This is a genomic window from Rummeliibacillus sp. GQ308 (assembly GCF_059759115.1).
The window spans coordinates 1,010,714-1,024,079 of record NZ_JCAXDQ010000001.1; the positions used below are offsets into that span (position 1 = coordinate 1,010,714).

Here is a 13,366-nt window from a genome sequence, read left to right on the forward strand (position 1 = left end):
GGTGTTTTGATTATGAATCAAATGAATTTAGACTATCATAAACCAAGCTTGCATGGAGAATTGAGTATACCGGGGGATAAATCGGTCTCACATCGAGCGATTATGTTCGGTAGTATGGCGAAAGGACGCACGACAGTTAGCGGATTTTTGCTAGGCAATGATTGTTTGAGCACTATCGATTGTTTTCGAAAACTCGGTGTTAAGATAGAAGTAGAAGGCACGAATGTTGTGATTGAAAGCAAGGGGATGGCCGATTGGGTAGAACCGACAGACATCCTGGATACAGGCAACTCAGGGACGACAACCCGTTTGATGTTAGGGATATTAGCTGGTTCCAAATTACACACTGTCTTGAATGGCGATGCTTCTATTGGGAAGAGGCCAATGAGACGAGTGATAGATCCTTTACGCTTGATGGGAGCGCAAATTAATGGCAGAGAGAATGGCCAGTATACTCCGCTAGCAATCAAGGGTAATCCATTGCAAGCAATTGAATATACAATGCCAGTCGCTAGCGCTCAAGTGAAATCTGCTATTTTGCTTGCAGCAATGCATGCACGCGGAACAACTACCATTTATGAGAAGGGTTTAACCCGTGATCATACAGAGAGAATGCTAAGACAGTTTGGCGCAGAAATTATAGCTGAAAATGGAACAATTTCATATAAAGGCGGCCAAGACCTCATCCCAGCTCATGTTGAAGTGCCCGGTGACATCTCATCAGCCGCCTTCTTTTTAGTAGCAGGAGCACTTGCAAAAAATAGCAATGTTATACTTCATAATGTTGGGCTAAACCCGACGCGGGCAGGCATTCTCACTGTGCTGCAAGAAATGGGTGCAGATATCGAGGTTTCCAACGTAGATGACCATGCTTATGAGCCTAGAGGAACAATTACAATTAGCACATCTACTTTAAATGGCATAACGATTAGCGGGGACTTAATTCCATTATTAATCGATGAAATTCCAATTATTGCTCTTTTAGCTACACAAGCGCAAGGAAAGACGATTATTCGGGATGCAGCAGAACTAAGAGTCAAAGAAACAGACAGAATTGCTGCTGTTGTATCTGAATTAAAAAAACTTGGAGCAGATATAGAAGCTACAGAAGATGGCATGATTATCCAAGGAGGAAAACCACTCCATGGCGCATCGCTTCAAACATATGGGGACCATCGTATAGGCATGATGGGTGCAATCGCAGCATTGATAACTGAAGGAGCTATTCAGTTAGATGATAGCGACTGCATTGCAGTGTCCTATCCGAACTTCTTCGAAGATTTAGAGACTATTTTACAATCACGATAATTAATACGAAAAATGTTTTTTTCTTGTACCAAAAGAGACACTCATGTAGCATTAGAATGAATCCTTATTTATTTGTAGAAACTAAGTTTATATATCAGGATTTAAAAATTAATGTTAAAACAGGTGACAATATGGATATTGAAAAAAAAATGATAGATGCGATTCAGCAAGGGGATTTAAAAGAAATTCAAGATTTGCTTGGAGACGTATTATTAAAAGTTAATCCCGATATGCAATATGAGATTGCAGGTCTACTGATTAATTTCGGATTTTTAGATGAAGCAGATGAACTATTGGAACATTTACAATATGTTTTCCCAGATGAGGTTCAGCTTAAGATTGATAGGGCCACTCTTTTAATGGAGCGTGGCGAAGAAGATCAGGCACTTGAATACCTAATGTCTATCGGTAAAGAAGAACCAGAATATCCACAGGTCCTACTTGCATTAGCCGATTATTATCAAATGCAAGGCTTATATGAAGTTGCAGAGCAACGTATGAATGAAGCATTGGAAATATTGCCGGATGAGCCACTTCTCCAATTTGCGAAAGCTGAGCTTTTAATGGAAATAGGACGCTTCAGTGAAGCAGCTAGGCTTTATCATTCAATAAACAAAGATACAGAAGAAATTGCTGGTGTGAGATTGGTTGAACGATTAGCTGAAGTATATAGAGCTGGCGGTGCATTTGAAGAAGCATATGAATTTTATACGCAAGCACTAGAAAATCAAACTTCTCCAGATTTATTATTTGGCGCTGCGTATTCTGCTTTTCAATGTCAAATGTATGAAACTGCTATTCGCTATGCAGAAGATTTAAAAACACTGGATCCAGACTATTTTTCCGCATACTTATTGCTTGCTCAAAGTCATGCTATGTTAGAAGACAACAAAAAAGCTTTAGAAGTAATAAAAGAGGGAATAATGCGTGATGAATATGATAAAGAACTATATTTGTTCGCAGGCAAAATGGCATTGAAAAATAATTTACCAAATGAGGCCGAGCAATATTTGCGCCAAGCGATTGCATTAGATAGTGAGTATATGGAAGCTATCCTTACACTCGTATCCATACTTTCCAACGAAGAAAGAGATGAAGAGGTAGTCGAATTAATTGAACAGCTTGAAAAAGATGATTTTGATTGGTCGTCGCTGTCTGCGTTTGCCGCTCTCTCATATGATCGATTAGAAAACTTCAAACGTGCATACGAATTTTATAAGTTAGCATATACTGAACACAAGGAAGATCCACTGTTCCTCGAAAAATACGTTTATTTCCTAATTGAAGATGGTAAGCGTATGGAAGCACAGCAAGTCGCTCGGCAGTTGGTAGCATTACAGCCAGATGAACCGGCTTGGCAAGATCTTTTACAAACTTTTGAATGAGAGGAGACCCATGCAAAATGACGGCATCCGTTTCTGTCTTGGACAAAAAAGAATTTGTTCGTTGGTTTTTAAAAAAATACCAAATGAAACGACGTGAATGTGTATGGATTTTAAACTATCTGCTGGGCCATGATGAATTATTAGAACGCATTCATTTTGTAGAAGAAGCACATTACTGTCCAAGAGCAATGGTAATGTCTACAACTGATTCCTCAGGTATCCCATTCCGATTTTACCGTGAGAACATTATGACTGCAGACGCAGAAAAATCCTTTCACGATTTAAGGCTTCACCCAAACGAAGAAATGTACATTCAATTAAACTTCCCTAAAGTTCCGCCGAGCCGCGAATACTTAACAGTACTAGAGGAAAATCCTTTTATGCCAAATTATTTGCAAATCAGCGAGTCGGATCGGCAGTTGGCGGAGGAAATTTTGCAAGATAGTATGAAAACTTTTCAAGAGGAAGCTGTTCTAAAACAAATTGATGAAGCACTAGACCAGAACGACAAAGAGAAGTTTTATAAGTTATCTGCACTATTAAATATAATAAAAAATGAAGAAAAATAAAAACTTCATCCTTTTTGGATGAAGTTTTATCTTGAGGAGGAGTTAGTATGTTTTGGACAAGCAAGGATATAGATGAATTTTTAAAGAATAAACAATTTATAGATACAGCAATCGTTCCATTAGTTTTGTTAGAAGGAACAGAAATAGGTATAAAACAGAGTGCATCTGGGGCAGAATTCTTAATGTCGTTAACAAATTTTCTGGAACAGCAATTTAAAGGAAGGGTTGTATTAACTTCACCTGTTACATATACCAAATCTTTAAACAGAAAAGAATTGATAGCGGCTATGCATGACGAGTTAATAGCGAGCGGTTTTACATATGTTTTCTTCATTACAAGTGATCATGAATGGACACAATTAGCGCCGGAGAAGGATGTTTTGTGGTTGCCGTCCATACCTTTAAGCGATATGGATCAAAAAGTTAGACAACAAGTGCTTAGCGACCAATTACGACAAGTTATTCCAATGTTATCGGCTAAATGGTCAAATCAATAAAATTGTATACTAAATGCTAATAGCCTAAACTGCTGTTTTATAACAGGATTATGAAGGACTGTCAGATTAAGAGCGATAGTATGCAGGGAGGTTATCAACAATTGGAACTTTCACTTTTTTCGATAAATGTTCACAAAACTGTCTAAAACAATTGAAAGCGTTATTGACCTAACATTTTACTTGATATATCATAGATATGTCCTAGTATTACTATTTTGTATAAGTTTGTCCATTGGACTGACCTGAAGTTAGAGGGGGGAAAAGGATGAGTAACAATCGTGTCACAAGACGTCAATTTTTGAACTATACACTAACAGGTGTTGGTGGTTTTATGGCAGCAGGTATGCTTATGCCAATGGCTCGCTTTGCAATCGACCCAGTTCTAGAAAAGAAAGCTGGCGGAGATTTTGTAATGACTGATAAAAAAGCATCAGAGCTATCAGAAACTCCTGTAAAAGTTGATTTTAAGTTCGAGCAAGTTGACGCTTGGTACAAATCTGATGTTACAGATACAGCGTGGGTTTATAAAGATGGCGATAAAATTATCGCACTTTCACCTGTATGTAAACACTTAGGTTGTACTGTCAACTGGAACGGCAGCCCAGAATTTAAAAACCAATTCTACTGCCCATGCCACGGAGGTCGTTACGAGAAAAACGGTAAAAATATTCCGGGTACACCGCCACTTGGTCCGTTAGACGAATTTGAAGTAAAAGTAAAAGACGGTCTAGTAATGATCGGAAAAACAAGAGCAAACACATTAGTATAATTGTAAGGGGGTACGACGTCAGTGCTTAATAAAATCTATGATTGGGTCGATGAACGCCTAGATATTACACCGATTTGGCGTGATATTGCCGACCATGAAGTTCCAGAGCACGTAAACCCTGCACATCATTTCTCTGCATTCGTATATTGTTTCGGGGGGTTAACGTTCTTCGTTACTGTTATTCAAATCTTATCAGGTATGTTCTTAACAATGTACTATGTACCGGATATTGAAAATGCTTGGAAATCAGTTTACTATCTCCAAAATGAGGTAGCATTCGGTGAAATCGTGCGTGGTATGCACCACTGGGGCGCTTCTCTCGTAATAGTTATGATGTTCCTTCATACATTACGGGTATTCTTCACAGGTTCATATAAAAAACCTCGTGAATTGAACTGGATCGTTGGGGTTCTAATCTTCTGTGTAATGTTAGGCCTTGGCTTTACAGGTTACCTGCTTCCTTGGGATATGAAAGCATTATTTGCTACTAAAGTAGGTATTCAAATTGCAGCATCAGTACCGTTTATTGGTGAACTTATAAAAATCTTATTAGCTGGTGATGCAACAATCATCGGTGCTCAAACACTAACTAGATTCTTTGCGATTCATGTATTCTTCTTGCCAGCAGGCTTACTTGCATTGCTCGCAGCTCACTTTATCATGATTCGTAGACAAGGGATATCTGGCCCATTGTAAGATTTACAATGCCATTAATATTTCCTTAAGGAGGGGACAAAATGCATAAAGGAAAAGGAATGAAATTCGTAGGGGATTCGCGTGTTCAAGAAAAGAACAATAAAAGCGTTTACCCACCCGATTATTCCGAATATCCTGGCAAAACAGAACCGTTCTGGCCTGACTTCTTATTAAAAGAGTGGATGGTTGGTGCTGTATTCTTAGTTGGGTATTTAATCTTGACTGTTGCCCATCCGTCGCCACTAGAAGGACAAGCGGATCCAACAAACACAGGTTACATTCCGATGCCAGACTGGTATTTCTTATTCTTATACCAATTACTTAAATATGAATATGCTTCAGGCCCTTATAATACAATTGGTGCAATTGTAGTGCCTGCTATCGCAATTGGTGCTTTAATGTTAGCTCCATTCTTAGATAGAGGTCCTGAACGCAAACCGCTTAAACGCCCACTTCCAGTAGCATTTATGCTATTAGCGCTAGCTTCTATGGTTTACCTAACTTGGGAATCTGTTGTAAACCATGACTGGGCTGCTGCTAAGAAGCAAGGTCAAATTGTGAAAGAAGTTGAAATTGACCAAGAAGACCCTGGCTATAAAGTATATGCAAAACAATCTTGTATTAACTGCCATGGTGATAAACTTCAAGGTGGAGCAGGTCCAAACCTGACAAATACTGGTTTATCTCCTGATGAGATTGCAAAAATCGCTCATGAAGGTAAAGGCGGTATGCCACCTGGACAATATAAAGGTTCAGATGAAGATTTACAGAAATTAGCTAAATTCATTTCTGAATTAAAAGCTGAATAATATGGAGAGAAGAGTCAGGAAACTGGCTCTTTTTTTCTACAGTAAATGAGATTCTGTTATAACAACAAATAAGGGAAATCAGAAAGCAATACATATACAGTAATTTTACATACAAAATAAAGAATGAAGGAAATAACCAGGAGGACAACATGAAGTTTAGTTTTATTATATGGCAGTATTTAACACACAAAGCCTTTTTATGGATACTATTGGTTGTGAACGTTTTGGGAACAATTGGCGGATATATTTGGTATGGTAGTCAATTGGCTGATACAAAGCCGATATTTAGAATTTTTGTGCCTGATAGCCCTACTGCTACATTGTTTTTCTCTATAGCCATTATATTCTGGTTATTCGGGAAACACTTTCGTTTAATAGAGGCTTTGGCATTGATTACATTGGTAAAATACGGACTTTGGGCTGTAGTAATGAACCTGTTGGCATTACAACAATTAGGATCAATCGGCTACGATGGCTGGATGCTTGTGATTTCTCATTTTGCTATGGCAGTACAAGGTGTTCTGTATATCCCGAAATATAAGTTTCGTTTAATCCATGTGGCTATTGCAGGAGCTTGGACATTGCATGATGTCATCATTGACTATGTGTTTGGCCAAATGCCTATTTATAGTATGCTATCTGATTATATTGCACAGATTGGCTACTTTACTTTTTGGTTATCCATTTTATGTATCGCGCTTGCATATTGGTCCATGAAAAAAAGGTTTTTATTTGATAGTAAAATCGACAACCATTAAAATAGTATTAAGTAAGTATTAGGAGGATGGTTTAGTTGTCAATAGCGATGTATATCGTTTATTTTCTTGTACTAATGTTACTGCCGCTTTATGCGCAGAGAAAAGTAATGAAAACATACCGGCGTTATTCTGAAGTACGCTCTACTTCTGGCATGACAGGTGCAGAAGTAGCAAGAACTATATTGGATAACAATGGATTGAGCAATGTTCGTGTAGTAAGAACAGAAGGAGTCCTATCAGACCACTATGATCCTACGAGCAAAACAGTAGCTCTTTCAGCAGATAACTATGATTATTCATCAGTCGCAGGTACGGCTGTAGCTGCTCATGAATGCGGCCATGCAATTCAACATAAAGAAGCATATGCTTTTTTGACGCTACGTTCTAAATTGGTTCCTGCAGCTAATATTTCATCCAATGTTTCATGGATTTTCATTATGATTGGTATGTTTAGTACCGCGATGCATCAATTAATGTTAGTCGGCATCGTATTATTAGCAGTTGGTGTGCTTTTCCAAATTGTAACGTTGCCAGTAGAATTTGATGCTTCAAGACGAGCAATGCATCAAGTAGTGGACTTAGGGATTATAAGAAATGAAGAAGAACCTCATGCGCGCAAGGTTTTAAGTGCTGCAGCATTAACCTACGTAGCAGCAGCTGCTACAGCTGTTATGGAGTTACTACGTTTGTTGCTCATTTATACAGGTATGGGCAATAATAATGATGATTAATTCGAAGATCGAGTAAAAAAAGCGAAGGGCCATTTTAGGCCCTTCGCTTTTTTTAATATGCATGTAATTGTGTTATTCAAGCGGATTTTTTTGATTATCGAGTGTAAAACCTTCACCACTTACATCATGAACCTCAGAAACTGATACAAATGCATGCGGATCTACTGATAGTACAATGCTTTTTAGCCTAAACATTTCATTTCTTGCCACTACACAATAGAGAACTTCTCGGTCTTCTTTTGTATAATAACCATAACCTTTTAGGAAAGTAACACCACGATCCATTTGTTTAGTAATCTTTGCTGCAATTTCATCACTATTTTTAGAAATAATGAATGCACCTTTCGCAGCGTATGCACCTTCTTGTACAAAATCGATTACTTGTGCGGTGATAAACACACAGACTAGCGTATACATAACAGACCGTGCATCCAAGTATGTTAACCAAGATAAAATAATGACGATAGCGTCAAACATAAACATAGTTTTACCCATCGGCCATCCGAAAAACTTATTTGCAAGCCTTGCAATAATATCAACTCCACCAGTTGTACCCCCAACACGGAAAATGATGCCGAGACCAGCGCCTAGGAATACGCCGGCGAATAGCGCCACTAAAAACATATCATCGTGCAAGTCGATAGGGAATTGATAAATTTGGAAAACTTTTAAAAATACTGATACCGAAACAGTTCCGATAATTGTATAAACAAAAGTTTTTTTGCCAAGGATTCTCCATCCTATGACAAACATGGGGATATTTAAAACTAAATTGAGTATTGCTGGATCCCATCCTAATACATTATAAAGAATTAACGTTATACCATTAAAACCGCCCTCACCTAAATGGTTTTGTATATTAAAGTGGACAAAACCGAAACTGAATAATGCTGCGCCTAAAATAATAAATAATGTATTTTTAACTTTAATTTTTGGCATAAGCTTCACCTCATCTTTTTGTTATAGAATATAATAGCTTTAAATGTACAAAAATAATTGTCCTTTATCGTAATTAAGGCAAATAGATGTTACATTATTAGTAGAAATACCTAAAAATCAACACAAGAATATATTATCATGTATTTCCAAGGTTTTTTCAACTAGAAGCCTACAATAGATAAAATATATGGTAGAAATGAGAAAGGACGATGAAAATGGTAATCCGAGTTGCAATTGCAGGCCCCCGAGGCAAAATGGGTCAAAATGCAGTACATACTGTAATGAGAGATGATAAGATGGAATTAGTAGCTGTGTTTGATTATAAAAATATTGCTCCCAATTTAGCACAGTATCAGGAATTTGACGCCACTTATAGTGTTCCTGTCTTTTCATCAATACAAACATTATTTGAAACGGTACAAGCAGATGTTTTCGTTGATTTGACTGTACCAGAAGCAGGATTTATACATACCAAGGCAGCACTTTTTGCTGGTGTGCGGCCTGTTGTTGGCACAACTGGATTTACGGAGAGCCAATTACAAGAATTAAGGTATTTATCAGAAAGTGCAGGCATTGGTTGCATTATTGCTCCAAACTTTTCTATTGGGGCAGTTTTAATGATGAAGTTTGCTCAGATGGCTGCGTCCTATTTTCCTGATACAGAAATTATTGAAATGCACCATGATGGTAAATTGGATGCGCCATCAGGGACAGCCCTAAAAACCGCACAGATGATTAAAGAAAATCGTATGGCGCACCGTCAAGGAGCTGAGGCTGAGCGTGAAACATTAGAAGGAGCTCGCGGAGCCGATTTTGATGGCATGCGTATACATAGTGTGCGGCTGCCTGGATTAGTTGCCCATCAGCAAGTATTATTCGGTGGCACAGGGGAATTGTTAACCATAAGACATGATTCGTTTGACCGCAATTCCTTTATGACAGGCTTAACCTTATCAATTGAAAAAGTACTGGAATTGAACCAGTTTGTATATGGACTTGAAAATATTCTATAAAAGGGGTGTGGCAAGTGAAAATAGCTTTAATTGCACATGATAAGAAAAAGGAAGATATCATACAATTTGCGACAGCTTATCGTCCTATATTGCAACAACATGAGTTGTTTGCAACAGGTACAACGGGTAAACGTATTATGGAAGCGACAGGGCTCAACATTACCCGATTTCGTTCAGGTCCTTTAGGTGGAGATCAACAAATCGGAGCAATGGTCGCTAACAATGAAATGGATATGATAATCTTCCTTCGCGATCCGCTAACTGCACAGCCGCATGAGCCTGATGTTTCTGCCCTAATGAGGTTAAGTGATGTGTATCAGGTCCCCTTAGCGACCAACATGGGGACAGCAGAAGTATTAATTAAAGGACTTCAAGAAGGATTTATGGATTGGCGTTTAATACAACATCAAGAAGATTAGAAAGGTTGTGGTCGGATGAAAAAATTAAAAATCGGAATCACATGTTATCCGACTGTTGGAGGTTCTGGTGTTATGGCAACAGAACTCGGAAAAATGCTAGCTGAAAGAGGCCATGAAATACATTTCATTACTTCAAGCATGCCATTTAGATTAAATAAAATGTATTCAAATATTTTTTACCATGAAGTACAAGTCAGCAATTATCCTGTATTTCAATATCCCCCATATGAAATTGCTTTAGCGAGCAAGATGGCAGATGTTATTCAAAGTGAGGGACTTGACTTGCTTCATGTTCACTATGCTATCCCACATGCAGTATGTGCGGCTTTAGCAAGGGATATGGCTGGAGAAAATGTAGGAATCGTCACAACTTTACATGGTACAGACGTTACCGTTTTGGGATATGACACAGCATTAACAAGTGCTATTAAATACGGCATAGAAAAATCGGATATTGTCACGGCTGTATCCAATTCTTTAAAGCAACAGACATATGAATTAATTGATACGACTAAACCGATTGAGACCATCTATAATTTTGTAGATGAACGAGAATATAAACCACAAGACTGCACAGTCCTCAAAAAAGAGTTTGGTATTCAGGAAGATGAGAAAGTGCTGATTCATGTTTCGAATTTCCGGAAAGTTAAACATGTGCCGGACGTTATTCAAACATTTTTAAAAGTAAGAGAAAAAATGCCAGCAAAATTGTTATTGGTAGGCGATGGGCCTGAGAAGAGCAAGATTATGCATGAGATCAAAAAGGGACCATTCGCGGACGATATCCTCTTTTTAGGAAAGCAAGAAAACCTATCAGAGCTTTATGCTATAAGTGATTTAAAATTGCTTATGTCTGAGAAAGAAGCATTTGGTCTTGTTCTGTTGGAAGCGATGGCTTGTGGCGTGCCAGGCATAGGTACGAATATTGGTGGTATACCAGAAGTCATTTCACATGGCGAAAATGGGTATATAGTTGATTTAGCAGATGTAGAAAAAGCTGCAGAATATGCAGCTCAATTGTTGCAAGATGAAGAAAAACACCTTCAATTCAAAGAAAATGCGATTGCAACAGCCCAGCAAAATTTCCATTCTACTCATATTGTGGAACAATATGAAGCGCTTTATGAAAAGGTGGCAAAGAAAAATGTATGAGCAGAAATCCTGGAAAGCAGCCTTTAATGTAATGGAAACATTAATTAACCATGGCTATGAAGCTGTCATTGTAGGTGGTGCTGTAAGGGATTTACTGCGAGGGCATTTGGTACATGATGTAGATGTTGCAACAAATGCACACCCTGAAGAAGTGAAGGCACTTTTTTCGAATACAGCAGATGTTGGGATTGCGCATGGTACCGTGCTAGTCATTCATAAGCTCAGCCCTATTGAAGTAACGACTTATCGTACTGAAGGGAAGTATCAGGATCACAGACGACCAGATGAAGTAAAGTTTGTCTCATCCCTCTCTGAAGATTTGAAAAGACGCGATTTTACTATTAATGCGATGGCTTTAACCATCCATGAAGAAATCATTGATTTATATGGTGGCAAGGAAGATATGGAACGACGTATCATCCGAGCGGTGGGAGAACCAACAAAGCGGTTTAAGGAAGATGCTTTAAGAATGCTCCGTGCCATACGGTTTAGTGCACAATTAGGGTTCCAGATTGAAATCAATACGTTGGAGGCTATTAAACAGCAGGCGGAAGACATATGCTTTATTGCCAAGGAACGTTTAAAACAAGAGTTCGATAAAATCTTTATAAGCCGCTATCCGAAAAATGCATTTCTTCATATTTCAAATAGCAGTCTGTCACAATTTCTGCCTGGGGATTATAGCCATTATGAGGCTTGGGGATGCTTTAAGCCTAACGGAAAATCTGTAAAAGGGTGGGCATTTTTAACTCTCTTACAACCTAATCACGATGCTTCAATATTGTCGCAATTAAAATGTTCGAATAGTGAAAAGAAATATGTTAAAGCAGTAGTTGAAGCATTTCAATTGCTAAATGATGGTGGATGGACTAAAAGGGATTACTTTGACTATGATGTAGATATTTTAGAAACGGCATATGAGTTTGCTTGCCAATTAAACAAGAATGTAAAGGCTCCTGGATCTCAGTATGACATAGTCCAGATCAAAAGTAGCTTAGCGATTCAGTCCCAACAAGAATTGGCAGTGAGTGGACAAGACCTAATAAAGTGGAGCGGTCAAAGAGGTGGGCCTTGGCTAAAAGAAATGCTGAATAGGATTTTAAATGAAATTCTTGAAAATCGGCTGTCTAACAGTACTGAACAGATAAAGGAATGGTTTTTGCGTGAACACACCCATTAAATATGAAATTGTAAAGCGTTTATTAGCTGCAAAAGATAAGCCCATTTCTGGCCAGCAATTGGCAGATGAGCTCCAAATTTCACGTACAGCGGTATGGAAGTATATGAAACAGTTAGAAGAAGAGGGCTATGAGTTTGAAGCAACACGTAAAAAAGGCTATCTATTGCAGAAAAGCCCGGATACCCTTGACCCATCAAAAATAAAAGCACTTTTGGAAACAAAGCGCTTTGGCAGAGAAATTATTTATGAAGAATCGCTGACATCTACGCAAACAATTGCTCATCAGTTAGCACAAGAGGGAGCCCTTGATGGGACATTAGTAATTTGTGAAGAACAGACTGAAGGTAGAGGCAGGCTCATGCGTGAGTGGAAGTCTCAAAAAGGAAAAGGAATCTGGATGAGCATTATTATGCGGCCAGATGTGGCACCTTATCAAGCACCACAATTTACATTGGTGGCTGCAGTCGCTCTTACATATGCTATTTTTGATGTAACAGGCGTTAGCCCTGCTATAAAATGGCCGAATGATTTGCTGATTAATGGCATGAAATGTACAGGGATATTGACTGAAATGCAAGCAGATCCCGATAGAGTTAATGCGATTATTATGGGGATCGGCATAAATGTTAATCACCAGCAAGAAGATTTTGGTGAAGAGATTGCGTCGATTGCTACGTCTTTACGTATATCACTTGGTAAAGAAATTGATCGGGCGGCGCTTGTAGCAAAAATTCTTTATTATATGGAAGCGTTCAGTAAGCAATATGTAGCTGAAGGTTTTGAGAAAATAAAAACATTGTGGGAAAAGAATTCTTGCACAATCGGCAATCGAATTAAAGCAACAACTCTCCGTGAAACATTTATAGGCAAGGCTGTCGGTATAACAAAAGATGGTGTCCTGCAATTGCTGTTAGATGATGGAACTATAAAAGAAATTATCTCAGCTGACATCGAATTAGAAAAATAAATATTGGCAATTGTTATAGAACTTGTTATAGTGAGTCTAGGACAGTATCCAACTCGGAACTGTACCTCCAAAACGACACTATTACAATAATTGATCTGCCTTGATCGACTAGACAGGGACGGAAGAAAACGATTGCTTTACGAAAATTCTGCCCTTCTATCCTTTAAGATAGAA

15 protein-coding genes are annotated in these 13,366 nt (G+C 38.3%); 14 read left to right on the top strand and 1 reads right to left on the bottom strand.

The window, feature by feature from the left end:
- The first annotated feature begins 12 nt into the window (after positions 1–12).
- The 9 genes from aroA to AC6CHJ_RS04870 all read left to right on the top strand — a co-directional run bounded on the left by aroA (position 13) and on the right by AC6CHJ_RS04870 (position 7,522).
- Entirely contained in the window at positions 13–1,308 is a 1,296-nt protein-coding gene (gene aroA, locus AC6CHJ_RS04830) for a 3-phosphoshikimate 1-carboxyvinyltransferase (protein ID WP_498287467.1), read from the top strand.
- A 131-nt stretch (positions 1,309–1,439) separates the two neighbouring features.
- Positions 1,440–2,693 carry a tetratricopeptide repeat protein gene (locus AC6CHJ_RS04835; RefSeq protein ID WP_498287469.1) on the top strand — a complete coding sequence of 418 codons (1,254 nt, stop codon included), beginning with the start codon at positions 1,440–1,442 and terminating at the stop codon, positions 2,691–2,693.
- 17 nt (positions 2,694–2,710) lie between these two features.
- On the top strand, positions 2,711–3,262 hold the full coding sequence (locus AC6CHJ_RS04840; RefSeq protein ID WP_066786083.1) for a ReoY family proteolytic degradation factor: 552 nt from the start codon (positions 2,711–2,713) through the stop codon (positions 3,260–3,262).
- Between the two features lie 47 nt (positions 3,263–3,309).
- The gene (locus AC6CHJ_RS04845) at positions 3,310–3,759 is read left to right on the top strand and encodes a DUF2487 family protein (protein ID WP_066786086.1); all 450 of its coding nucleotides are present in this window, start codon (positions 3,310–3,312) and stop codon (positions 3,757–3,759) included.
- Between the two features lie 265 nt (positions 3,760–4,024).
- Positions 4,025–4,528 carry a QcrA and Rieske domain-containing protein gene (locus tag AC6CHJ_RS04850; RefSeq protein ID WP_066786089.1) on the top strand — a complete coding sequence of 168 codons (504 nt, stop codon included), beginning with the start codon at positions 4,025–4,027 and terminating at the stop codon, positions 4,526–4,528.
- A 21-nt stretch (positions 4,529–4,549) separates the two neighbouring features.
- Positions 4,550–5,224 (top strand): menaquinol-cytochrome c reductase cytochrome b subunit, encoded by a 675-nt coding sequence (qcrB, locus tag AC6CHJ_RS04855; protein WP_066786091.1) that lies wholly within the window; start codon positions 4,550–4,552, stop codon positions 5,222–5,224.
- 41 nt (positions 5,225–5,265) lie between these two features.
- The gene (locus AC6CHJ_RS04860; protein WP_066786093.1) at positions 5,266–6,033 is read left to right on the top strand and encodes a menaquinol-cytochrome c reductase cytochrome b/c subunit; all 768 of its coding nucleotides are present in this window, start codon (positions 5,266–5,268) and stop codon (positions 6,031–6,033) included.
- A 149-nt stretch (positions 6,034–6,182) separates the two neighbouring features.
- Entirely contained in the window at positions 6,183–6,791 is a 609-nt protein-coding gene (gene lhaT, locus AC6CHJ_RS04865; protein WP_147193938.1) for a lipoprotein heptaprenylglyceryl N-acetyltransferase LhaT, read from the top strand.
- A gap of 47 nt (positions 6,792–6,838) precedes the next feature.
- Positions 6,839–7,522, top strand: coding sequence for a zinc metallopeptidase (locus tag AC6CHJ_RS04870; RefSeq protein WP_498288511.1), 684 nt, complete (start codon positions 6,839–6,841; stop codon positions 7,520–7,522).
- Positions 7,523–7,594: 72 nt separating this feature from the next.
- Here AC6CHJ_RS04870 and AC6CHJ_RS04875 read toward each other — a convergent pair whose 3' ends face one another.
- On the bottom strand, positions 7,595–8,461 hold the full coding sequence (locus AC6CHJ_RS04875) for a YitT family protein (RefSeq protein WP_066786098.1): 867 nt from the start codon (positions 8,459–8,461) through the stop codon (positions 7,595–7,597).
- 215 nt (positions 8,462–8,676) lie between these two features.
- Here AC6CHJ_RS04875 and dapB point away from each other — a divergent pair, with 215 nt between their 5' ends.
- Genes dapB through AC6CHJ_RS04900 form a run of 5 tightly spaced genes read left to right on the top strand, consistent with a single transcriptional unit; the run spans position 8,677 to position 13,192 of the window.
- The gene (gene dapB, locus AC6CHJ_RS04880; RefSeq protein ID WP_249775980.1) at positions 8,677–9,474 is read left to right on the top strand and encodes a 4-hydroxy-tetrahydrodipicolinate reductase; all 798 of its coding nucleotides are present in this window, start codon (positions 8,677–8,679) and stop codon (positions 9,472–9,474) included.
- A gap of 14 nt (positions 9,475–9,488) precedes the next feature.
- Positions 9,489–9,893, top strand: a complete 405-nt coding sequence (mgsA, locus tag AC6CHJ_RS04885; RefSeq protein WP_147193936.1) for a methylglyoxal synthase — start codon at positions 9,489–9,491, stop codon at positions 9,891–9,893.
- 15 nt (positions 9,894–9,908) lie between these two features.
- Positions 9,909–11,045, top strand: a complete 1,137-nt coding sequence (bshA, locus tag AC6CHJ_RS04890) for an N-acetyl-alpha-D-glucosaminyl L-malate synthase BshA (protein ID WP_498287471.1) — start codon at positions 9,909–9,911, stop codon at positions 11,043–11,045.
- Positions 11,038–12,225: a CCA tRNA nucleotidyltransferase gene (locus AC6CHJ_RS04895; protein WP_498287473.1), complete on the top strand. Its 1,188-nt coding sequence runs from the start codon at positions 11,038–11,040 to the stop codon at positions 12,223–12,225. Before bshA ends, AC6CHJ_RS04895 begins: the two co-directional genes overlap by 8 nt.
- Positions 12,209–13,192 (top strand): biotin--[acetyl-CoA-carboxylase] ligase, encoded by a 984-nt coding sequence (locus tag AC6CHJ_RS04900; RefSeq protein ID WP_147193929.1) that lies wholly within the window; start codon positions 12,209–12,211, stop codon positions 13,190–13,192. Before AC6CHJ_RS04895 ends, AC6CHJ_RS04900 begins: the two co-directional genes overlap by 17 nt.
- Positions 13,193–13,366 lie beyond the last annotated feature (174 nt).